Source organism: Massilia sp. CCM 8734, assembly GCF_011682155.1.
GTDB lineage: Bacteria > Pseudomonadota > Gammaproteobacteria > Burkholderiales > Burkholderiaceae_D > Telluria_A > Telluria_A rubra.
Genome location: NZ_WHJI01000023.1, coordinates 84,794 through 106,363 on the forward strand (window position 1 = coordinate 84,794; position 21,570 = coordinate 106,363).

The window sequence follows — 21,570 nt, forward strand, 5'->3', positions numbered from 1 at the left end:
GGCGCAGGGTGGACGCGCCGGCCGCGGCGGGGCTTAGAATGCGTACCTGATGCTGGCCTTGATCGCACGGCCGCTGATCGAACGGGCGGCATGGCCGTCGCCTTCGACTTCGGTGTAGCCGATCTTGTTGAACAGGTTGTTCGCGCTCAGCGCGAGCTGGGTACGCTCGCCCAACTGGTAATTGAAAAAGCCATGCACGACCGCATAGGCTGGCATGATGATGGTGTGCGCGTCGTCGGCCCACGATTTTCCGGTGCCGATCGCGCTCACGCCGAAGCTGGCGTCCCCCATGGCGTAGCTCGGCGTGAGCTGGTACACCACCTTGGCCTGGCGCCGCGGGGTATTGCCGATAATGGCCTCGGCGCCGGGCGCGGTGGCGGTGATCCTGGCATGGGTGTAGGTCAGGCCGCCGGCCACGCGCAGCGCGCCGCCGTTGTAAGCCGCTTCCAGCTCGACGCCCTTGGCGTCGTAGCTGTTGGCGGTGCTGCGCTGCGTCGTCGCCTCGTAATTCGATTCGCGCGTCTTTGCCTGGAACACCGTGGCGAAGGTACTGATGCCGCCCTTGCGCCATTTGACGCCGCCTTCGAGCTGCTTGACCGTGTTGATGCTGACCGGCGCGCTGCCGTCCAGCGGAGAGCCGAACAGGATGCGGTCGGCATTGAAGGCGACGCCGTCGCTGGCGCGCGCGAACACCGCCAGGCCGGTGCCCAGCTTGTAGTTGCCGCCCACCGAATACGAGGTGCGCGCAACGTCATAGTCGACCCGCTGCGCCGTCGCCGGGTCGTAGCGCGCGGCGCCGGTGGCGATGTTGGCGCTGCCGCTGGCGCTTTGCATGTCGCGCCGCAGGCTGGCGTCGACATTCAATGCGCCGCGCTCGAGGCCCAGGTTCACGTAGGGAGAGGTCAGCTTGTATTGCATGTCGACCGCGCGCGAACAACAGGCGCCGAACGCCGGTCCGACCAGGCCCGGGGTGGCGCTGGCGGTGCCCAGCAGCGCCGGCTGGTCGCCGCTGGCCTGCATCAGGTACTCGTTGAAGTTCCAGGTCAGCCCGAGGTTTTGCACGGATAAGTAAAGGCCGCCCGTGGCGGTCAGCCTGGTGCCCTGGTCCAGGGTAAAGGTCTTCGACAGCCGGGTGTCGTTGAACACGGCGCCGGCGTCGTCGATCGAGGTATTCAATACCACCGCGGAAAAGGCCCGGCCGCTGTAGGCCTTGCCGGCGTTCGGCCCGGTGGCGAAAGTGTAGTCGCCAATGCTGCCGTTGTTGCCTGCGAAGACGCCGATAAAGCGGCCCGTGTTATCCGACCAGCGCAGGTTTTCGCTCAGGCTCCAGGCGTCGCCCAGGGTGAAGCGCGCTTCCAGGCCGATGGCGGTGCTCTTGACCGCCAGGCCATCGTTCACATCGCTAGCTACCTTGCCGTTATCCTTGGCAAGCGTGACGTCGCGCACCCAGTGCGGCGAATAGAAGCTCACCTCGCGCGGATCGATGCCGGGGATCTCGGAGATGACCTTGTTGCTCACCTGGACCGGCACAGGCATGCCGGCCGGCGTCTTGTCGTTGACGTGCTTGAACGACAAGCGGATGAAGCCATGCTCGAGTTCATGGGTGACATTGGCGCGGATCTGGCCACCCTGCTCGGTGTGCATGCCGGTCTTGCGGATGCCTTCGCCGTACCGGTAAAAGCCGCCCACGAAGAAGCGCGTCTTGTCCGACAAGGGCGCGCCGTAGTCGAAGTCGACCCGGGTGGTGTCGTAATCGAGGCCCTTGGTCAGGGCGACGCTGCCGCCCTTCTCCACCCCGGTCTTGCTGATGAAGTTGATGATGCCGCCCGGCGCGTTGCTGGCCAGGGTCGATGCGGAACCGCCGCGCACCACTTCCAGGTGATCGAGGCCGCCGTCGATCTTGACGTAGCTGTCGGGCGTGATGAAGTTGAAGTCGCCCGATTGCAGCACCGGCAGGCCGTCTTCCTGGATCTGCACGTAGCGCGCGCCGCCGGCCGACACCGGCACGCCGCGCACCGAGATGTTGGCATTGCCTTCGCCCCCGGATGACTCCGAGCGCACGCCAGGGATCGAGCGCAGCACGTCAGCCGCGCTGGTGGGCGCGGTCTTGAGGACGGCGTCGAGCTCCATGGTGCTGACCGAAACGCTCGACTTCATTTTCGACGCGCCGCCGCTGGTGCCGGTGACGACGACGCGCTCCATGTTCAGGCCATCGGTGGCGAGCGCCTCGGTGGACGGGGTTTGCTGGGCGGCGGCGCCGATATGAAGCACCGCGATGGACACGGCCGCGGCCATGCGGGTGGTCTGGAATTTCATAGTCTCCTCCGGTAGGGGATGCGCCGTAGACCGGCGCTTATTGGTGTGTGCGAGCAGATTATGACTCATGCAATTTTTTAATGCAATCGATTGCATTTCTGTTCAATGCAAAGAAATGAGGCATTTTTTCCACAATATTGCGGATTAATGCAACCGATTACATCTTCCTCGGACAGGCGCTGCAGGGAAGATGCGAATGGAAGATCAGGCGGATGTCGCGCGGACGATCAGCTCGGTCGGCAATTGCAAGGAGCCGGCCGGCTTGCTGTCGATGATCGCCAGCAGCGCCCCCACCAAGGCCTGTCCGGCGGCGCGGATCGGCTGGCGGATCGTAGTCAGCGGTGGATGGAAGTAAGTGGACAGTTCGATGTCGTCATAACCGACCACGGCGACATCATCGGGCACCTGCTTGCCGAGCGCGCGCAGGGTGTTAATCGCGGTCATCGCCAGCAAGTCGCTGCAGGCGAACGCTGCATCGTACGGCACGGCGCGGCGCTCGATCTCGCGCACCGCCTGGTCGCCGCCCTCGGGCAGGAACGACACCGACACCCGCAGTTGCGGGTCAAGCGGCAAGCCATGCCTGGCCAGCGCGTTGCAATAGCCGCTGTAGCGCTGCGCGACTTCAGGCAGCTTGATATCGCCAAAAAACGCGATGCGCCTGCGCCCCGCCGCGATCAAGTGTTCGGTGGCCAGCATGCCGCCGCTGAGGTTGTCGCCGCCGACGGTGGTGTAGAGCTGCTGCGGCAGCTGCGCGCCCCACACGACGATCGGCACGTGACGCGCCGCCAGCCCGTTGAGCTGGTCGTGATGGCGCCACTGGCCGATCAGGATCAGGCCGATCACGCGCCCGGTATCGAAAGGCATGGCGGCCGCGTCGAGCTGCTCGGCGTCCACGCGCGAGAGCAGCATGTCGAAACCGCGCTCGGTCAGTGCATCGGCCAGGCTGCCGAGCATGCTCAGGAAAAACGGATCGGACAAATGCTGGCGCGTCGCCGAATCGTAGGGAACCACCACGCCGATCGTGCGGTTCTGCTTGAGCCGCAGGTTCTGCGCGCCGATATTGATGGTGTACTTGAGGGAACTGGCCAGCTCCAGGATGCGGGTGCGGGTTTCCTCGTTGACCAGCGGGCTGCGGTTCAACGCGCGCGACACGGTCGCTTTCGACACGCCGGCAAGGCGCGCGATGTCGGCCATCTGCAAACGCTTTTGTGCCGCGCTGCCTGCAGCGTGGTCCGGTGGAGAAGTACCCATTGCCCCGCAGTGCGCGTTTAGAACGGCACCGTGTCTTTGAACGACTGGCGCTCGGAGAGCTTGTCGAACAGCTTGGCCAGGTTCGGGTAGTCGGTGCGCCAGTCGATCTCGGGGAAGCGGAAGGCGATCCAGCCGAGCGCGCAGCCAACGGCGACGTCGGCCAGGGTGTAATGGTTGCCCTTGCAGAAAGGCGACTCGCCCAGGTTGGTCGAGAGCATCGCCAGGCCGGCATGCACCTTGCCCATCTGGCGTTCGATCCAGGCCGCGCTCTGCTGCGCTTCCGGGCGCAGGGTTTTTTCCAGGCGCACCAGCACGGCCGCATCGAGCACGCCGTCGGCCAGCGCTTCCCAGACCTTGATGTCGGAGCGGTCGCGCCCGTTCGGCGGGAGCAGCTTGCAGACCGGCGTGAGGGTGTCGATGTACTCGACAATGACGCGCGAATCGTACATCGAGCTGCCGTCTTCCATGATCAGGCACGGCACCTTGCCCAGCGGATTGGACAGATGAATCCGGGTTTCGGCCGTCCAGACGTTTTCGAGCTCGAAATCATAGTCGAGCTTTTTCTCGGCCATGACGACACGAACCTTGCGGACAAACGGACTGGCGGTGGAACCGATGAGTTTCATAGATGCTTAGAGTGAACGATTGGCTGACAGTATAGCATCGCGCCCGCCCTGCGATGGCCTCCAAACCGGCCCGGCAACATGCCAGCAACACCGGCTTGACAAGGCCGCCAGTGGTAAAATGACGGTCTTTGCTGCAATGCACACCACTCCTCTACTCCGCCATAAGCGCCCTCTCCCATGACCTCTACCGCTCCTTACTCCACGCTGTCGGCCCTGTCCCCGCTGGACGGCCGCTACGCCGCCAAGACCGACAAACTGCGCCCGATCCTGTCCGAAGCCGGCTTCATGCACCACCGGGTCAAGGTTGAAATTTCCTGGTTGCAAGCACTGTCGCAAGCGGGCTTCGCCGAACTCAAGCCGTTCTCGCTTGAGGCGACGGCCTTGCTCGACAAGCTGGCCAGCGATTTCAGCGAAGCCGACGCGGCCGCCATCAAGAAAGAGGAAGCGGTCACCAACCATGACGTCAAGGCGGTCGAGTACTGGCTCAAGGCCCAGGTCAAGGACGTGCCGGAACTGGTCGCGGCGACCGAGTTCATCCACTTTGCGTGCACCTCGGAAGATATCAACAACACCTCGCACGGGATGATGCTCAAGGCCGCGCGCGACGGCGTGATGCTGCCGGCGCTGCAGGGCCTGATCGGCAGGCTGACCCAGATCGCGCATGCCAACGCCGAGCTGCCGATGCTCTCGCGCACGCACGGCCAGACGGCCAGCCCGACCACCCTGGGCAAGGAAATGGCGAACGTCGTCGCACGCCTGAAACGCGCAGTGCAGCGCATCGCCGACGTGGAAATCCTGGGCAAGATGAACGGCGCCGTCGGCAATTACAACGCCCACCTGGCGGCCTATCCTGATTTTGACTGGGAAACTTTCTCGAAGAACGTGATCGAGCAGCGCCTCGGCTTGACCTTCAACCCGTACACCATCCAGATCGAGCCGCACGACTACATGGCCGAGCTGTTCGATGCAATCGCGCGCACCAACACCATTTTGCTGGACCTGAACCGCGATATCTGGGCCTACATTTCGCTCGGTTACTTCAAGCAAACCACCAAGGCTGGCGAGATCGGTTCGTCGACCATGCCGCACAAGGTCAACCCGATCGACTTCGAAAACTCCGAAGGCAACCTGGGCCTGGCCAATGCCGTGCTCAAGCACATGGCGGAAAAGCTGCCGGTCTCGCGCATGCAGCGCGACCTGACCGACTCGACCGTGCTGCGCAATATCGGCGTCGGTTTCGGTTACGCCCTGCTGGCCTACGACAGCTGCCTGCGCGGCCTGAACAAGCTGGAAGTAAACGCGGCGCGCCTGGAGCAGGATCTGGACGCGAACTGGGAAGTGCTGGCCGAGCCGGTGCAGACCGTGATGCGTCGCTATGGCATCGAAAACCCGTACGAGCAGCTCAAGGAACTGACGCGCGGCAAGGGCATTTCGAAAATGGCGCTGCGTGAATTCGTGCTGACCCTGGCGATTCCGCAAGACGCCAAAGACTTGCTGCTGGCGATGACGCCATCGAACTACGTGGGCATTGCCGCCAAGCTGGCCAAGGCCATTTAAGCGCCGCGTTTCACGCTAAGTTGCAAAACGGGCCTGCGGGCCCGTTTTACATTCACTTACGATTGATACGGGTTTCCGTCTATCTGGCGGAGCTTCCCTGCGTTAATCTTTTACTCAAGATCAAACGAACAGGAGCACTATCATGGAACAGGTCAACACTCTCTCGCGTATTCATCCATTAATGGCGGCAGCGGCGCTGTCGGTCATCGCGGTCAGCGTGGCGGGCACGGCGGCAATCACCGGCCTGCTTCCAAGTTCCAAGGCCGACAGCAGCGTGGCGACGGCGCCGCAAGCACTGGTCGCTCCGCAAGCGCTGGCGGCGCCGGTCGCACCAGCGGTGCTGGTGGCCCAGCCGGCGCCGACCGCGCAGCAACTGGCCGATGCGCAAATGCTAGTAGCGAAATACTCGCCGCCGGTCGCACAGGCGCAGCCTGAACCGGAGCGGGTGTACCAGAAACCGGCCGTGAAGAAAGTGGTGCACCGCGCGCCGCAGCACACCCGCGTCGCCCAGCGCCAGGAGCCGACCTACCGCGCCCAGCCGGCCTATCGCGAACCGGTCCAGCAAGCCAGCGGCCCTAACTACGTGGGCATCGGCACCGGCGCGGTCATCGGCGGCCTGATCGGTAACCAGATTGGCGGCGGCAAAGGCAAGAAAATTGCCACGGTGGCCGGTGTGATCGGTGGCGGCTTCCTGGGCAACGAAATCGCCAACCGCAACAAGTAATCCGGCGGCGCCTCAAGCATCTCCAACCGGTGTCAGCAGAAGCCGGTGTCGAAGCCGGTGTCAGGTCTGACATTCGGACACGACCTCGGCTGTAAAAACGGCACTTACAGCTTAGCTCGTGTCTGAATGTCAGACCTGACACCGGGGGCGCGTTATTCATTCTGCGCGACCTAGCCGACGGCCCGGTCGAGTAATTTGCGCAACATATTTTTTGCCGCGCTGTTCTCCCTGGCGCCGTAGTGCTGATGTTCCAGCAGCAACCCGCTCCACGCCGACAGAAATTCCGTATCGCGCGCCAACACTTGCTTCGACCCAGCCCAGCGCACCTCGCATGCGGCAATTTTCTGCGCCACCACATGGCTCTCGTTCCAGCACGCTTCGCACAGCACGCGCCGCACGGCGATGTGGGTCTTCTTGACTTCGTACGCGATTTTCTGCTCGGCCGCCGTGAACACGACATCCTTGCGGCAGGTATGGCAACGGTAAGCCCGATCGGTATAGTGCGTGCGGAACGACGCCGCCACCGATCCCTGGCTTTTTTCCGACCACTGGCGCGGAGCGGCCGGCGCGGTCGCTGGCGGCAACGCCACTTTTTTCTTCTTCAATTCATCCACACCAGCTTGACGGCGATTTCGCGCGGCACTTCGCTGCGGGTGGCCAGCGGCCCGTATTCGGCATGCGCGCCGTTCAGGTTATTCCCCGACACCGACAGCTCCATATCGCGCCGCATGCGCCAGGCCAAGCGTGCGTCGAGCGCGCGGTAGCCGGGCACCTTGTCGCTGGCGAGCCGCGCCACCTTGCGCACCGCCACTTCCAGTTCCTTGTCGCCCGGTAAGGTGAAGGTCGATCGCAGTTGCGCCGTGTGCGACGGATCGCGTCCGCTGGTGCGCGGCGCGGGCGCGTCGTTGCTGCCCGCCTTGAGGGCAAAGCGCTGGTGCAGCGCCATCCAGCCGGCATTCAAGCGCCACCAGGGCGTGGCCTGGTAGCTGCCCCACATCTCGATGCCGCTCGACTTGCCTTCCATTTTGCTGTCGAAGGTCAAAAAACCGCCGGCCACGTTGTATTCCTGGGTACGCAAATAGTCGTAGCGGTTGTGAAACACGGTGGCCGAGTACGACAGCTGCGCCAGCGGCTGGCCGCGATAGCCGAGCTCGAACACCTTGGCCACTTCGGAGCGCACCTGCGGCCCGCCGCGCAGGAGATACGGAGGCTTGCCGGGAACAAAGGTGTCGGCGTCGAGCCGCGATGGCGCGCGCACCGTGCGCGAGATGCCGCTCCACAGCGCATGCTGCGGCGCCACCTGCCACGCCAGGCGCATGCTGGGCAAAAACTCGACGCCGGTGTAATCATTGTGCTCGACCCGCGCGCCGAGGACCAGGCGCAGGTTCTCGCGCAAGGCAAGCTCATCCTGCGCGAACAGGCTGTACCAGTCCTGCTCGACCTTGGCCGGCAAGAAGGCGACCGTTGGGCTGTTGGTCACCGCATCCCAGGTGTGGCGCACATTGGCGCCCCACACCAGTTGCCCCACACTGCCGGCGGGTAAACTGTGCTGGAATTGCAGGTCGGCCACCTGGATGCGCTCGGCATACGTCGGCGGCACGTCGCGCTCGCTGTGGTCGATGTAGCCTTGCAGCATCAGGCTGCCGCCGCCGGCCAGGGCATGGGTCCATTGCGCCGTCAGGCTGGCGCCGGACGACTGCACCGTGCCCAGGTCGAGCTTGGTACCGGTGGTAATGGCGCCCGGTTCCGGCTGGTCCAGTGCGCCGCGATACGCGTTGCCGACCACGCTGAACAGGTCGGCGCCGGCGCCCCAGTCGCGCCGCATCCCGGCCTGCCACTGGTGGCGCGCATCGTTGACGGGCGCGCCGCTGGCCAGCGCGGTATGGCGCTCGTTGAGATAGCTGGCCTGCACCCGCCAGTCGCCCGCACCCTGGCGCACCGCCACATGATTGCCGCGCTGGCCGGCGCGCAGCGCCACCAGGCTGCTCCGGGTGGCGCCGGCGGCGCGCGTGCTGATGTTGATGACGCCGTTGACGGCATTGACACCCCACAACGTGCCGCCGGGCCCGCTGATGACTTCGATCCGCTCGATGTCTTCGAGCATGACTTGCTGGGCGTCCCAGGTCACGCCGGAAAAGAAGGGCGAGTACACCGAGCGCCCGTCGATCAGCACCAGCAACTTGTTGGGAACGGTGTTGCGGCTGCTGTTAAAACCGCGCGCGCTGATGGCGTAGCCGTAGCCGCTGCTTTGCGCCACTTGCAGGTTGGGCGCCAGGCGCAACGCTTCGGGCAAGGTGGCCGCGCCGGAGCGGCGGATATCGTCGGCGGTGATCACGAACACGGAAGCGGCAGCGGCGGCCAGGCGTTCCGGCTTTTTCGACACCGACGTCACCTCGATATTGGCCAGTTCCTCGATCGACATGTCGGCCATGGCCTTGGCCGCGACGACCGACAGCTGGGCGGCCGCAGGCAGGGCCAGCAACAGCGCAGCAAGGGCGATCCAGCGTAACGGGGTCATCTTCATGGCATTCCAGGCTAATCAATGCAGCGGCCATTCCCATGCTCAATGAATGAACTGGGCCTCAAGCAATTTTACAATACGGATACGTCTGCACAAGGCGCGCACTATGGTAATCTGCCCTTCGCAAGCGACAATGCTGTTTATTTGGTATATTAGTCCTAATCAGTACTATTTCCAGGAGCAGGTCCATGCAGGAACGCTATACCATCACCGCGATCGTTTTCCACTGGCTCATCGCCGTGCTGATCGTGGGCGCCTTCATCATGGGCCTGGTGATGACCGACATTGCTGGCATCACGCCCACCAAACTCAAATACTATTCCTGGCATAAATGGGCCGGCGTGACGGTGCTGGCGCTGGCCGCCCTGCGCCTGCTGTGGCGCCTGACCCACGCCGCCCCGCCCTATGCGGCCGCGATGCCAGCCTGGCAAAAAGGCGCGGCGCACGGCCTGCACGGCCTGCTGTACCTGCTGATGTTCGCGGTGCCGCTGTCGGGCTACTTCTACACCTTGTCGGCCGGTATTCCCGTGGTGTACTTCGGCCTGTTCCAGTTGCCGGTCATCATCGCCGCCGATCCCGACCTCAAGCCGGTCCTGAAAGCCGTCCACTACTGGCTCAACATGGGCCTGGCCGGCGCCGTCGCCCTGCACCTGGCGGCCGCCCTGAAACACCAGTTCATCGAGCGCGACGGCGTGCTCAAGCGCATGCTGCCGTAAGTCACCCTATCGATTCCAAGGAGATTGTATGAAGTTTACCAATGGCACTTTGCTTGCCTCCCTGCTGGCCGTGGCGGTCGTTGCCGTCGCCGCCCCGCTGAAGACCGATCCGGCCAAGAGCATGGTGTCGGCCTCGTTCAAGCAGATGAACGTGCCGGTCGACGCCAAGTTCACCAAGTTTGCGGCCAGCATCGATTACGACGCGGCCAAGCCGGACGCCGCCAAGGCCACCGTCGACATCGACACGGCCAGCCTGGACCTGGGCGATCCGCTGATGAACAAGGAAGTGGCCAAGAAGGATTGGTTCAATTCCGCACAGTTTCCCAAAGCGACGTTTGTCTCTTCGGGAATCAAGGCTGCCGGCCCGGGCAAGATGACGGTCACCGGCAAGCTGTCGATCAAGGGCAAGACCACCGATGTCAGCTTTCCGCTGACCGTGAAGAGCGAGGCCGGCAAGCACACCTTCGATGGCGCCCTGCCCATCAAGCGCCTCACTTACAACATTGGCGATGGCGAATGGAAAGACACGAGCATGGTCGCCGATGAAGTCATCATCAAATTCCGCGTCAGCGCGGCGCAGTAAACGCAGTACCGTTACGCATTGAGAAGCACTTAATTCAAACGTAATTCAAACGTAATTCAAACGAAACTTAAACGTCATTCAAGGGACACAACATGAAAATCAAGCACCTGATCATCGCCATGGCCGCCGCCGCGACCGCCACCGCCAGCTTCGCCGCCGACACCTACAAGATCGACCCGACCCACACCTTCCCGAGCTTCGAAGCCGATCACATGGGTATCTCCATCCTGCGCGGCAAGTTCACCAGGACCGAAGGCACCGTCGTGCTCGACCGCGCTGCCAAAACCGGCTCGATCGACATCACCATCGATGCCGATTCGCTCGATTTCGGTAACGAAAAACTGAACAAGCACGCCAAGAACGAAGACATGTTCGACGTCGCCAAGTTCAAGGACGTGACCTACAAGTCGAAATCGATCACCTTCAAGGGCGACGTGCCGGTATCGGCCGAAGGCACCCTGACCTTGCACGGCGTGAGCAAACCTGTGACGCTGACGATCAACAAGTTCAAGTGCATCATCCACCCGATGCACAAGAAGGAAGTCTGCGGCGCCGATGCATCGGCTCAATTCCTGCGCACCGATTTCGGCATCAGCTACGCCGTGCCGCCGTTCGCACCGGAAGTCAAACTGGCTATCCAGGTCGAAGCGGTCAAGAACTAAGTCCGCAAACGTGAAAAAGCCTCGCTTCCGGTGACGGAAGCGAGGCTTTTTTACGTGCTCACCAGCTTGAGACGCCCGGATTAACGGCCATCGCGGTCGAAGTCGCCCGGCATGGCGCGCTCGACTTTATCCCACGCTGCGCGGGTAGCCGACTTGGCTTGCTGCCAGTTCAGGCGCGACTTGCCTTTGACGGTATCCCACTCGTCCGACAGGTTGTTCTCTACCGAATCGAAGCTGGTGCCGGCATAACGGCCGCGGCTGTTGTAGCCGAGTTCGTACGCAGGACCGTAGTCGTCGTAGGTATAGCCCGGCGAATAGTAAGGAGCGGTCTGGTACGAGCTGCGCCAGTAGGCCGCTTCTTCTTCCGGATTGACCAGTTGGCCAGCTGCTTTACCGGCCATGCCGCCCGCCAGTGCGCCGATCGCGGCGCCGGCTGCCATGCCGACCGGGCCACCGACCGCACCAGCGGCAGCGCCCATCGCTGCGCCGCTACCGGCGCCCATGCCCTTGGCAAAGTGATGCTCATGGAGCTCGTCACCGGCTTTCGGGTTGATCACTTCGGCTGCGCCCTTGCCAGCCAGGCCGCCGGCGATACCGCCGATGGCAGCACCAGCGGCCATGCCGATCGGGCCGGCTGCTGCGCCGATACCGGCGCCGGTGAGTGCGCCAGCGCCAGCGCCGACGCCGGTACCGATGATGTGCTCACCTTTGTTTTCAGTCCAGCTGCGCTCGATGTGGGTGGCGTCGTCGTCGTTGCGTGGGTTCACGCCCATCAGTATGCCGCCGTTCTTGATGCCTTCTTCGTAGTGCACGACGCGCTCTTCAGGGATGCCCGCGCCGATCAGTGCGCCGACCAGGCCGCCGGCGATACCGCCAGCGCCAGCACCGGCCAATGCCGCTGCGATAGGACCGGCGACGACCAGGCCAATGCCAGGCAGGACCAGGGTGGTGCCGACGGCGGCAATGCCAGCCAGTACAGCGCCGATGGTGCCGCCGATGCCGGCGCCAACGCCCGCGCCTTCAGCCGCTTTGCTGCCGAGTTCAGTATCGGTATCGTTGAAATAGGTTTTCCGGGTATCGTCCGACATCATCAAGGTGACGTCGTCCTTGCTGTAGCCGCGGTCGGAGAGGGAGTTGTAAGCCCGCTCGGCACTGTCGCGGTCACGGAACAGACCGGTGACCATACGGGAATTTTTTTGGGTCGTGGTGTCGTAATTGCTCATTTCAATTTCCTTTCGAATTTTTGATGTGCGGGGCTCGCACGCAAACCTGGAAATCAATGCCAGTGACGAAACGATAAGCCCGCTTGAACAATGCTTCCGTACGTTGCCGCACTCAACAACGGTGTTTCCAAATGGCATGGAAAATGCGCTGCCGCAGCTTGCAGGTGGGTTCGCGACGCGCACGCGGCAGCGCGCTGACAGCAGGCATGGATGGGGCCGACGGCGACGGCGACGGCACGGTCATCCCCGCATACAGCGCCGTTATTGCTGCATATAGCACTGTTATTCCTGCATACAGCACCGTTACGCCCGCACGCCCCACCGTCATCCCCGCACGCCACCACCGTCATCCCCGCACGCCATCACGTCATCCTCGCGAAGGCGGGGATCCAAGGCTGTAGTTCAGCCCGTAACTACGGCACGACCTTGGGTCCCCGCCTGCGCGGGGACGACGGTGCTGGTGGCGCGGGGACGGCGGTGGTGGCGCGGGGACGGTGGTGGTGGCGCGGGGACGGCGGTGGTGGCGCGGGGACGGTGCTGGTGGCGCGGGGACGCCGGTGGTGATGCATGGGCGGCGCTGGAAGACGGCACATTGCGCAGCATGCATTTTCACAACGTCCGCATCCAAAAAGATGTTGAATCGTCCATTACGTTCGTTGCCGCACCGACCGTGCAGATGGCCGGCATTATTCTTTTTCCATGGCCCGGCGATTGCACGTGGCCGGGTAGATCACTTAACCAACTGGAGGAATCAACATGTTATTCATCATCTGGATCATCATCGGCGGTATCTTGGGTTGGCTCGCAAGCATGGTCATGAAAACGGACGCGCAACAAGGCATCATCCTGAACGTGATCGTCGGCATCATCGGCGCGGCCCTGGGCGGCTGGCTGCTCGCCCCATTGTTCGGCACCGGCACCATCAATTACGATGACTTCAGCGTCCCGTCGCTGCTCGTGTCCTTCCTGGGCGCCGTGATCCTGCTGGCCATTGTCAACCTGCTGCGTCGCGGTAAAGTACGCTAAATGCAGTCCTCCCCATGACCAACGCCTGCGGGCGTTGGTTTTTTTTTGCCTGGATGTCCCGATGACCAAAAAACCCCTCTACGTAGCATTGATCAGCTGTGCGCTTACCTTGCTGGGAGTGTTTTTGGTTTTCAATTTCATGCCGAGCGAGAAAAAAATCGAGCGGCAACTGCATCGCCTGTACGACACCGACGACCCGCAATTCCGCCGCTCCATGGGCGTGCTGCTGGGTCCCCCCATTCTCGAAGGTAACCAGGTCGAGGTCCAGCTCAACGGCGACCAGATCTTCCCGTCCATGCTCAAGGCCATCCGCGAAGCCAAGCACACGATCACCCTGGAAACGTATATTTACTGGTCCGAATCGATCGGCAAGGAATTTTCCGACGCGCTGATCGAACGCGCGCGTGCCGGCGTCAAGGTCCACGTCATGCTCGACTTTATCGGCAGCATGAAAATGGACAATGCCGCCATGGACCAGATGAAACAGGCCGGCATCCAGCTGCAGCGCTACCACAAGCCGGTCTGGTGGAAATTCACGCGCCTGAACAACCGTACCCACCGCAAGGTGCTGGTGGTGGACGGCCACATCGGCTTTACCGGCGGGGTCGGCATCGCCGACCAGTGGCGCGGTGCCGGCCAGGACAAGAAGCACTGGCGCGACACCCACTTCCGGGTCGAAGGCCCGGTGGTCGGGCAAATGCAGGCGGTGTTCGCCGACAACTGGACCAAGGCCACCGGCACCGTCCTCGATGGCCCGACTTACTTTCCTCCACTCAAACCCGTGGGCGGCCACGCGGCCCAGATGTTCAGCAGTTCGCCCAGCGGCGGCAGCGAAAGCATGCTGCTGATGTACCTGATGGCGATCACCTCGGCGCGCGACACCATTCACCTGTCGAGTTCGTATTTCGTGCCGGATGAGCTGACCATCAACGCCCTGGTCGCGGCCGCCAAGCGCGGGGTCAAGGTGAAAATCATCACGCCCGGCGACGACATCGATTCGGACGTGGTGCGCATCGCCTCGCGCGAACGCTGGGGCGCGCTGCTCGAAGCCGGTGTCGACATCGCCGAGTACCAGCCGACCATGTTCCACGTCAAGGCGCTGGTGGTCGATACGCTGATGGTCTCGGTCGGCTCGACCAACTTCGACAACCGCTCGTTCAGCCTCAACGACGAGGCCAACCTGAACATCATCGACCACGCCTTCGCGGCCGAACAGGTGGCCATCTTCGAGAAGGACTGGAAACTGTCGCGCCCGATTACCCTGCAGGCATGGCAGCAGCGTTCGTGGACCGAAAAAGTGGCGGGCGAAGTGGCCTCGCTGGTGGGCGGGCAGTTGTAAGGGGCGGCGCATAGCGGAGGACGGCGCGGCCGGCGCGGCCGGCGGCCAGTCAGAATTTGATTGACTATTATTTTGGCGATACGGATACTCTAGGGCGCTCAGCGAGCCAAGCCTGTTCCGATTGACCAAAAAGAGACGAAATGCGAATGAAAAAGACCTTCCTAACGCTAGCCATCCTCAGCACCGTTGCACAAGCCGACGAAGGCATGTGGATGCCGCAGCAGCTGCCACAAGTAGCCAAGCAACTCAAAGCCGCCGGCCTCAAGCTCGATCCGGCCAGCCTGACCAAGCTCACCGAATTTCCGATGAATGCGATCGTCAGCCTGGGCGGCTGCTCCGCATCGTTCGTCTCGCCGCAGGGCTTGGTAGCGACCAACCACCACTGCGTGTACAACAGCGTGGCGGTCAACTCGACGCCTGAGCGCGACCTGCTGGCCAACGGTTTCCTGGCCAAGACCCATGCGGAAGAACTGCCGGCCGCGCCGGGCAGCCACATCTTCGTCACCAAGGACGTCGCCAACGTCAGCGACAAGATCATCAGCCCTGAGGTCGCCAAGCTGGCCGGCAAGGCGCGCGTCGATGCGATGGAAAAGAACATGAAGTCGATGGTTGCCGAGTGCGAAAAAGACGCCGGCCACCGTTGCACCGTGTCCAGCTACTACGGCGGACTCGAGTTTTACCTGATCAAGCAGCTCGACATTCGCGACGTGCGCCTGGTGCACGCGCCACCGGCCGGCGTGGGCAAATTCGGCGGCGACACCGACAACTGGATGTGGCCGCGCCACACCGGCGATTACGGCTTTTACCGCGCCTACGTGAGCAAGGACGGCAAGTCCGCCGCCTACGCCAAGGACAACGTGCCGTACGTGCCGAAAACGCACCTGAAGATCGCCCGCGAAGGCGTCAAGGAAGGCGACTTCATCATGGCGCTCGGCTATCCGGGCCGCACCAGCCGTCACCGTCTGCCGTCGGAAGTGGTGGCTGCCTTCGATTGGGACTATCCGACCTTCGTGAGAGTATCGGCTGAAACGCTGGCCATTATCGCGCGCGAGACCAAGACCAATGAAGACGCCAAGCTGAAATACGCCGGCCAGGTCGCCAACGTCAACAACTACTACAAGAACCGCAAGGGCATGATGAACAGCTACGAAGGTAGCGACATTTTGGCCCGCAAGACGCGCGAACATGCTGATATGAAAGCCTGGGTCAATGCCAACCCGGCGCGCCAGAAAGAATACGCGGCCGACATCGAGCTGGTCGAGAAGCTCATTGCCCAGCGCGACGCCGAAACCAAGCGCAACTTCTTGCTGCCGCGCGCCACGCCGCAACTGCTGACCGTGGCGCGCCGCCTGTACCGCCTGTCGAACGAAAGCACCAAGCCGAACGCCGAGCGCAAAACGGGTTACCAGGAACGCGACCTGCCGACATTGACCGCGAGCGTAGCGGCAATCGAGCGCAGCTACGACGAAAAAGTCGACAAGGCGCTGGTCCTGAACTTCCTGAAGCAATATGCGGCCCAGCCGAAAGCCGAGCGCAACGCCAGCTTCGACGCCGCTGTCGGCGTCAACGACGGCATGAGCGAACCCCAGCTCAAAGCCGTGCTCGACACCATGTACGCCGGTTCCAAACTCGGCGCCAAGGAAGAGCGCGCAGCCTGGGTCGGCAAGACCCCGGCCGACTTCAAAGCCAGCAACGACAGCTTCATCAAGGCTGCGGTAGCCATGTACGACGCCGGCATGAAGCGCGAAGCCGAAGAAGAAGAGCTGGCAGGCAAGATCCAGCAAGCCTACGCCACCTACATGAAGGCCAAGATCGCCTACATGACCAGCAAGGGCCAGCCGGTCTATCCTGACGCCAACGGCACCCTGCGCGTCACCTTCGGCAAGATTGCCGGCCGCGACCATGGCGCCGACGGCACCGGATCGTGGTCCGCCTTCACGACCGTCAAGGGCGTGGTAGCGAAAGCGACCGGCGAAGGCGAGTTCAACGCCCCTGCGGCGCAACTGGCGGCGATCCAGGCCAAGGATTTCGGCAAATATGTCGATCCGAAGCTCAAGACCGTGCCGGTGAACTACCTGGCGACGTTGGACATCACCGGCGGCAACTCCGGTTCGGCGGCGCTCAACAGCAAGGCCGAGTTCATCGGCTTGGCATTCGACGGCACCCTGGACTCGATCATTTCCGACTGGGACTTCAACAAAGCCAACACGCGCGACATCCAGGTCGACGTGCGCTACATGCTGTGGAACATGAAGCATGTCGACAAAGCCGACAACCTGCTCAAAGAAATGAACGTGGAATAAGCTAAGGCGGGGCTATCGGCCCGCCCTTCTCCGATGCCTGCCTCCTCCGGGACGCAGGCATTTTTTTCGTCCATCGCTTGCGGGCGGCGTGAACAACACGCGAAGCGATGACAAAATTCTACAATTTTTTAATACCAATCTACGACCAGTAGAGTTACTATACATTCCAATCTAAGACCACATTCCCCAACCGGGGTCAGAGCTTTAACTTGAAACAGTTGCAAAACAGCTAGTTACAAAACCGGAGTCAGACCCCGATTCGTTGCAAAACCGTGCAAAACCGGGGTCAGGCCCCAATGCAGTTCTGCCATTTCGCGTAGACGGGAATGAGGAGGCGGCGGGGACCGATCGACAAGGCGTTTGTTGCTAATTAAGGCTCTGACCCCGGTTGTAGGGTTTTGGAACTCAGCCGTAGGAATGTCGGAAAATTTTTTCAGGTGGAAAACATGTTCGAGAAACGCACACATCTGCTCTACTTTTCCCTGTTTTTCATCCTCTACGAGCTGACCGTCTATTTGTCGAACGATATGATCATGCCGGCCATGCCGCAGGTCGTGCGCGAATTCCAGGCGTCGAACCGGCATATCGGACTGTCGTTGAGCCTGTTCATCCTCGGCGGCAGCATGCTGCAGATCTTTCTCGGCCCTGTCGCCGAGCGCGTCGGCAAGCGCAAGGTCATGCTGGCCGGCGTGGCGCTGTATCTGGTGGCGACCTTGCTGGTGCCGTTCTCGGCCACCATCGGCCAGTTCCTCACCGCCCGCTTCTTCCAGGGCATGGGCTCTTGCTTCATTTTCATCGGCTACGCCGCCATCCACGAACTGTTCAATGATGCCGACGCCGTCAAGCTGACCGCCATGCTGTCCAATACCACCGTCTTCGCGCCGCTGATCGGCCCGGTGGTCGGCAGCGCCGTGATCAGCATGTTTCCGTGGCAATCGATTTTCGGGATTGGCTTTGTGCTCGGCTGTATCGCCTGGCTCGGCCTGTTTACATTCATGCCGCGCACGGAAACGCTCAAACCGCCCGCCGACCTGGCCGCCATCCGCGCCAGTTACCTGACCATCGTGCGGAATAAAAAATTCATGTCCGGGATCCTGATCGCGGCCATGGCGATTACGCCGCTGACGGCCTGGATCGGCTTGTCGCCGCTCATCATCATGGAGCACATGGGCCAGTCCTATGGCACCTATATCCTGTACCAGCTCGTGATTTTCTCCGGATTTATCCTCAGCACCATGGCGATTCAACAACTCGGTGACGGCTTTTCGCTCACCCGCCTGATTCGCCAGGGCGCGGCCCTGGCCGTCATCGGCATGCTGGGCGCCGGGCTGGTGTACCGGCACGGGCATTTGTTCATTGTCTGCATGTTTATCTTCTCGGCCGGCTTCGGCCTGTTTAACGGCGCCCTGATCCGCCTGTCGCTGACCGCCACCGGCGTGTCGATGAACCTCACCTCGTCCGCCATGAGCCTGCTCTATTGCGTGTATATCGCCGCCGGCGTCGAGATCTATAACCTGGTGGGCGCGTATTTTGACTATTCGCTGGCGTCGTATGCGCTGTTTAACGTGCCATTGGGCGTGGTGCTCGGCATCTGCCTGATGCGCTTTGCCAGGAACCACGATGGACAAGAGCCGGCCCTGGCGCAATCGCCCCAGGCCGAATAAGCAATCGGATACGGAACGGAGGCAGCATGCATGTCGATCTGGCGTATGAAGTGCTGATCAAGGATCTGAAAGCCGAATTCCTTGCGTATAAACAGTGGGAAGCGTTTTGCCGGCAGGATGCGCATGGCGGCGCCGATGCCCGGACGCGCCTGCACGCGGCGCAGTCGTCCTACCACGTCCACCTGCGCGAATTACGGCGCCTGGTGCGCCGCCATGGCAGCGACTTCGATGCGCGCAGGGCCTCGTCGCTGCTGGCCATTCCCACCCAGCCGCTCGCGCCGGACGAGTTGATCATGCACCGGATCTGGCTGGGCGGGACGCTGCCGGCCATGGCGCGCGAATCGGTACGCCAGTGGGATTGCGCACTCGACGCCATCGGCCCGCCGGACAGCGGGCCATACCGCCTGGCGCTGTGGGTCTGGAATGGCGCGCAATTGCGCGACGATCCGTGCTTTCACCCGGCGCCGGGCGCGCACCATGCGATCGGCACGTATCTTTGCGGCACGCGCCTGCTCACCGTCCATGCGCTCGACGCCCTGGCGCGCGAATGCGGCCCCGGCATCGCCGCCTTGCTGGCGCAATTGCACCGCCAGCGCTATTTCGTGAACCTGGCCGATTATTTCAGGCTGCTGATCCTGCACCGCTGCGGCGGCATCTATCTCGATGCGGACACCATGCCGTACCGCCCCGCCACGGTGTTCCTGTGCAAGCCGGAAGTGCCCGATTACGTCAGCTTCGCGGTGAACCGGGAGAGCAACCGTCTCGACGCCAGTTTCGTCTGCTGGATGAATCTGTTCAACGATGAAAACGGCATGCTGGTCGCGCGCAAGGCCAATCCGGCCATCGCGCAACTGATCGCGCGGATCGATGCGAATCTGGACGCGATGGGCCCAGCCGTGCCCGATAAGGACAAGCCGCACGGCGCACGCTACGCCGCCACCCTGCACCAGGCCACCTACGGCGCCTGGCACGACACCATCGGACGCTCGCTGACGGCCTACCACGACCTGGTGGCGCGCCACGGCGTGCTGCATGACGATACGCCGGAAACCATCGTCAGCGGCCTGCACGGCATGCGCCTGCGGGTCGACGCCCTCACGCACCAGCCGGCGCCGCTCACGCCGTCGGAACAGGCCGGCTACGACAGTTGCATCGCCGCGCTCGAGCAACGCGGCTGGCGCCTGGACGACGTCCGTGAGCTCGCCGAGGTGGCCGTGGTCCTGTCCAGCACGGAAGTGCCGCGCATGGCGTACGCCTCGCAACTGCGCGCATCGGCGCCGGGCTGCCACTATTATTCGTTCCTGTCGCAAGACCGGCAACTGGACCGGGTCAACGATCTGTTCGGCGCCTATCTGATGGCCATCAATGCCGAGCGCATCCGGCGCGGGAACTTCTGGCACACGACACACGGCCACGCCATGCCGGACCAGCGCAACTATGCCAAGGTCCATGCCAACCTCACCACACGACTGCGCGGCGCCCATGCCAACGAACGCTGAACCCTACGCTTTCGTGCCCGGTGCGCAGATCGGCGAGGCGCAGCGCGACCGCATGGCGGCGCTGCTGTTCGCCACCAGTTATCTCGAATACTGCTCGTTCGGTAATCGCCTGCGCCTGCCCCTGGTCGCTTTGCAGCGGCGCCAGAATATCGATCCGTATATCGCTCATGCGCGTGGCCTGTTCGATGGCGCCGGCCGCTTCAGCGGCTTTTACACGGCCGCCACCATCGCCGAATTCGGCCGGGTGAACGCCGTGTCGTACTACCGCGACGAGATGCGCGCCATGGATGCCGCCTACGACGCCTTTATCGCCCTGCACGCGCGCGCCGACGACCTGTTCGTGGCCAGCCTGGCGGTGGAGGAGCGCTGTCGCGGACGCGGCCTCCTTAACCTGATGCTGGAGCATATCGAGGCCCTGGCGCGCAGCAAGGGCAGCGCGCGCATCGTGCTCACCGTGTGGGAAAACAGCGCCGCCTTCGGCATTTACCTGCACAAGGGATGGCGCTCGTGCGCCGTGTTCGATTACGCGGCCGAGCTGTTTTTCGACCGCCTGCATTTCATGGAACTGGTGCTACCTGGAGGATCGCAATGAACGCCAATATCGAGGCCATCGGCAAGCATAGCGTCGGCACGCGCAATCAATCGACCCTGGCGAGCGCCACGGCGCGCCTGAACGACCGTTCCAACGGCGCGCCGCTGCGCGTGCTGTCGGAAGCGGATTGGGACTTCTGGATACAAAACGGCTATATCGTCATTCCCGACGCGGTCGCCCCGGATCAACTGGCGCGCCTGGAACAGCTGATCTGGGAATTCGAGGAACTCGATCCGCACGACCCGGGCACCTGGTATCCGCCCGAAAAATCGCGCCTGAGAAAAACAGAGCTGAGCTTCAACGCGGGGATGATAGAGTTATACCACCACCAGTATCTGTGGGATACGCGCCAGATGCCGCGGGTGCACGACGCTTTTACCGATATCTGGGGCACGCGCAAGCTGTGGGTGTCGATCGACCGCGTCAACCTGAACCTGCCGCCCGAGCCGGGATTCGCATTCAAGAGCTTCATGCACTGGGATTACGACCCCGAAAATGCGCCGCCAAATGTGCAGGGCGTGCTGTCGATCGGCGACCAGACCGATATCGAGGTGGGCGGCTTTGTCTGCGTGCCGTCGCTGTTCCGCGATTTCGACGCTTGGCGCCGCACCCAGCCGGCCGATTGGGACTGGTACCGGCCGGATGTCTCGGCCTTGCCGCACGTGCCGGTATTGTTGAAAAAGGGCGATCTGCTCATTTTTAACAGCCGCCTGTGCCACGGCATCCGCCAGAATGTCTCGGCCGGCAAAGTGAGGATGGCGCAGTATATGTCGATGATGCCGGCGCGGGAGCATGACGAGGCGTTGAAACAATGGCGCATCCGCTCCTGGCGCGAGCGCGAAGCGCCGGCCGGATACAGCCTGCACGGCGATCCGCGCAAATGGGAACAAACAAAATACCCGCGGGCGCAATTATCCCCGCTGGGCGAACAACTGCTGGGCCTGCGGCCATGGCAGGATACGGACTAG

Annotated in this window: 18 protein-coding genes; 12 read left to right on the forward strand and 6 right to left on the reverse strand. The window is 62.6% G+C overall.

Translation table 11 applies throughout. The features are described 5' to 3' along the window. Positions 1–33 precede the first annotated feature (33 nt). The 3 genes from F2P46_RS20900 to F2P46_RS20910 all read right to left on the reverse strand — a co-directional run bounded on the left by F2P46_RS20900 (position 34) and on the right by F2P46_RS20910 (position 4,193). Entirely contained in the window at positions 34–2,316 is a 2,283-nt protein-coding gene (locus F2P46_RS20900) for a TonB-dependent receptor (protein WP_166893726.1), read from the reverse strand. Positions 2,317–2,520: 204 nt separating this feature from the next. After that, the gene (locus tag F2P46_RS20905; protein ID WP_229509378.1) at positions 2,521–3,567 is read right to left on the reverse strand and encodes a LacI family DNA-binding transcriptional regulator; all 1,047 of its coding nucleotides are present in this window, start codon (positions 3,565–3,567) and stop codon (positions 2,521–2,523) included. A 17-nt stretch (positions 3,568–3,584) separates the two neighbouring features. Beyond that, positions 3,585–4,193, reverse strand: coding sequence for a glutathione S-transferase C-terminal domain-containing protein (locus F2P46_RS20910; protein WP_166893728.1), 609 nt, complete (start codon positions 4,191–4,193; stop codon positions 3,585–3,587). Between the two features lie 177 nt (positions 4,194–4,370). Between F2P46_RS20910 and purB the strand changes: the two genes are divergently transcribed. Both purB and F2P46_RS20920 read left to right on the forward strand, forming a co-directional pair. Beyond that, positions 4,371–5,750 (forward strand): adenylosuccinate lyase, encoded by a 1,380-nt coding sequence (gene purB, locus F2P46_RS20915; protein ID WP_166893730.1) that lies wholly within the window; start codon positions 4,371–4,373, stop codon positions 5,748–5,750. A gap of 142 nt (positions 5,751–5,892) precedes the next feature. Further along, on the forward strand, positions 5,893–6,474 hold the full coding sequence (locus F2P46_RS20920) for a glycine zipper 2TM domain-containing protein (protein ID WP_166893732.1): 582 nt from the start codon (positions 5,893–5,895) through the stop codon (positions 6,472–6,474). Positions 6,475–6,644: 170 nt separating this feature from the next. On the opposite strand, the gene F2P46_RS20925 is transcribed toward F2P46_RS20920, so the two are convergent. After that, positions 6,645–7,088, reverse strand: a complete 444-nt coding sequence (locus F2P46_RS20925) for a zinc-ribbon domain containing protein (RefSeq protein ID WP_208296711.1) — start codon at positions 7,086–7,088, stop codon at positions 6,645–6,647. After that, positions 7,076–8,998, reverse strand: coding sequence for a TonB-dependent receptor (locus F2P46_RS20930; RefSeq protein ID WP_166893736.1), 1,923 nt, complete (start codon positions 8,996–8,998; stop codon positions 7,076–7,078). Before F2P46_RS20930 ends, F2P46_RS20925 begins: the two co-directional genes overlap by 13 nt. A 185-nt stretch (positions 8,999–9,183) precedes the next feature. Between F2P46_RS20930 and F2P46_RS20935 the strand changes: the two genes are divergently transcribed. From F2P46_RS20935 to F2P46_RS20945, 3 genes are all read left to right on the forward strand, one after another. After that, positions 9,184–9,711, forward strand: a complete 528-nt coding sequence (locus F2P46_RS20935; protein ID WP_166893737.1) for a cytochrome b/b6 domain-containing protein — start codon at positions 9,184–9,186, stop codon at positions 9,709–9,711. Positions 9,712–9,739: 28 nt separating this feature from the next. Then, the gene (locus F2P46_RS20940; protein WP_166893739.1) at positions 9,740–10,294 is read left to right on the forward strand and encodes a YceI family protein; all 555 of its coding nucleotides are present in this window, start codon (positions 9,740–9,742) and stop codon (positions 10,292–10,294) included. Positions 10,295–10,386: 92 nt separating this feature from the next. Continuing rightward, complete coding sequence (locus tag F2P46_RS20945; protein WP_166893741.1) at positions 10,387–10,956, forward strand: YceI family protein; 570 nt, start codon at positions 10,387–10,389, stop codon at positions 10,954–10,956. 80 nt (positions 10,957–11,036) lie between these two features. On the opposite strand, the gene F2P46_RS20950 is transcribed toward F2P46_RS20945, so the two are convergent. Continuing rightward, positions 11,037–12,179, reverse strand: a complete 1,143-nt coding sequence (locus tag F2P46_RS20950) for a hypothetical protein (RefSeq protein ID WP_166893743.1) — start codon at positions 12,177–12,179, stop codon at positions 11,037–11,039. Positions 12,180–12,935: 756 nt separating this feature from the next. On the opposite strand from F2P46_RS20950, the gene F2P46_RS20955 reads away from it, so the two are divergent. The 7 genes from F2P46_RS20955 to F2P46_RS20985 all read left to right on the forward strand — a co-directional run bounded on the left by F2P46_RS20955 (position 12,936) and on the right by F2P46_RS20985 (position 21,570). Then, entirely contained in the window at positions 12,936–13,205 is a 270-nt protein-coding gene (locus tag F2P46_RS20955) for a GlsB/YeaQ/YmgE family stress response membrane protein (protein WP_166893745.1), read from the forward strand. Between the two features lie 61 nt (positions 13,206–13,266). Then, complete coding sequence (gene cls, locus F2P46_RS20960; protein WP_166893747.1) at positions 13,267–14,544, forward strand: cardiolipin synthase; 1,278 nt, start codon at positions 13,267–13,269, stop codon at positions 14,542–14,544. Between the two features lie 146 nt (positions 14,545–14,690). After that, on the forward strand, positions 14,691–16,847 hold the full coding sequence (locus tag F2P46_RS20965) for a S46 family peptidase (RefSeq protein WP_166893749.1): 2,157 nt from the start codon (positions 14,691–14,693) through the stop codon (positions 16,845–16,847). Positions 16,848–17,293: 446 nt separating this feature from the next. Then, positions 17,294–18,511, forward strand: a complete 1,218-nt coding sequence (locus F2P46_RS20970) for an MFS transporter (protein WP_166893751.1) — start codon at positions 17,294–17,296, stop codon at positions 18,509–18,511. Between the two features lie 26 nt (positions 18,512–18,537). Continuing rightward, positions 18,538–20,010 (forward strand): glycosyltransferase, encoded by a 1,473-nt coding sequence (locus tag F2P46_RS20975; protein WP_166893753.1) that lies wholly within the window; start codon positions 18,538–18,540, stop codon positions 20,008–20,010. Beyond that, positions 19,994–20,602, forward strand: coding sequence for a GNAT family N-acetyltransferase (locus F2P46_RS20980; RefSeq protein ID WP_166893755.1), 609 nt, complete (start codon positions 19,994–19,996; stop codon positions 20,600–20,602). Before F2P46_RS20975 ends, F2P46_RS20980 begins: the two co-directional genes overlap by 17 nt. After that, a complete protein-coding gene (locus F2P46_RS20985; protein WP_166893757.1) occupies positions 20,599–21,570 on the forward strand; it encodes a phytanoyl-CoA dioxygenase family protein in 972 nt (323 codons plus the stop codon). The genes F2P46_RS20980 and F2P46_RS20985 overlap by 4 nt, the downstream gene beginning before the upstream one ends.

Coding starts and splice junctions, on each gene's coding strand:
- F2P46_RS20945 (WP_166893741.1), top strand. CDS start 10,387: ATGAAAATCAAGCACCTGATCATCGCCATGGCCGCCGCCGCGACCGCC.
- cls (WP_166893747.1), top strand. CDS start 13,267: ATGACCAAAAAACCCCTCTACGTAGCATTGATCAGCTGTGCGCTTACC.
- purB (WP_166893730.1), top strand. CDS start 4,371: ATGACCTCTACCGCTCCTTACTCCACGCTGTCGGCCCTGTCCCCGCTG.
- F2P46_RS20955 (WP_166893745.1), top strand. CDS start 12,936: ATGTTATTCATCATCTGGATCATCATCGGCGGTATCTTGGGTTGGCTC.
- F2P46_RS20985 (WP_166893757.1), top strand. CDS start 20,599: ATGAACGCCAATATCGAGGCCATCGGCAAGCATAGCGTCGGCACGCGC.
- F2P46_RS20910 (WP_166893728.1), bottom strand. CDS start 4,193: ATGAAACTCATCGGTTCCACCGCCAGTCCGTTTGTCCGCAAGGTTCGT.
- F2P46_RS20940 (WP_166893739.1), top strand. CDS start 9,740: ATGAAGTTTACCAATGGCACTTTGCTTGCCTCCCTGCTGGCCGTGGCG.
- F2P46_RS20935 (WP_166893737.1), top strand. CDS start 9,184: ATGCAGGAACGCTATACCATCACCGCGATCGTTTTCCACTGGCTCATC.
- F2P46_RS20930 (WP_166893736.1), bottom strand. CDS start 8,998: ATGAAGATGACCCCGTTACGCTGGATCGCCCTTGCTGCGCTGTTGCTG.
- F2P46_RS20975 (WP_166893753.1), top strand. CDS start 18,538: ATGCATGTCGATCTGGCGTATGAAGTGCTGATCAAGGATCTGAAAGCC.
- F2P46_RS20950 (WP_166893743.1), bottom strand. CDS start 12,179: ATGAGCAATTACGACACCACGACCCAAAAAAATTCCCGTATGGTCACC.
- F2P46_RS20920 (WP_166893732.1), top strand. CDS start 5,893: ATGGAACAGGTCAACACTCTCTCGCGTATTCATCCATTAATGGCGGCA.
- F2P46_RS20965 (WP_166893749.1), top strand. CDS start 14,691: ATGAAAAAGACCTTCCTAACGCTAGCCATCCTCAGCACCGTTGCACAA.
- F2P46_RS20905 (WP_229509378.1), bottom strand. CDS start 3,567: ATGGGTACTTCTCCACCGGACCACGCTGCAGGCAGCGCGGCACAAAAG.
- F2P46_RS20980 (WP_166893755.1), top strand. CDS start 19,994: ATGCCAACGAACGCTGAACCCTACGCTTTCGTGCCCGGTGCGCAGATC.
- F2P46_RS20970 (WP_166893751.1), top strand. CDS start 17,294: ATGTTCGAGAAACGCACACATCTGCTCTACTTTTCCCTGTTTTTCATC.
- F2P46_RS20900 (WP_166893726.1), bottom strand. CDS start 2,316: ATGAAATTCCAGACCACCCGCATGGCCGCGGCCGTGTCCATCGCGGTG.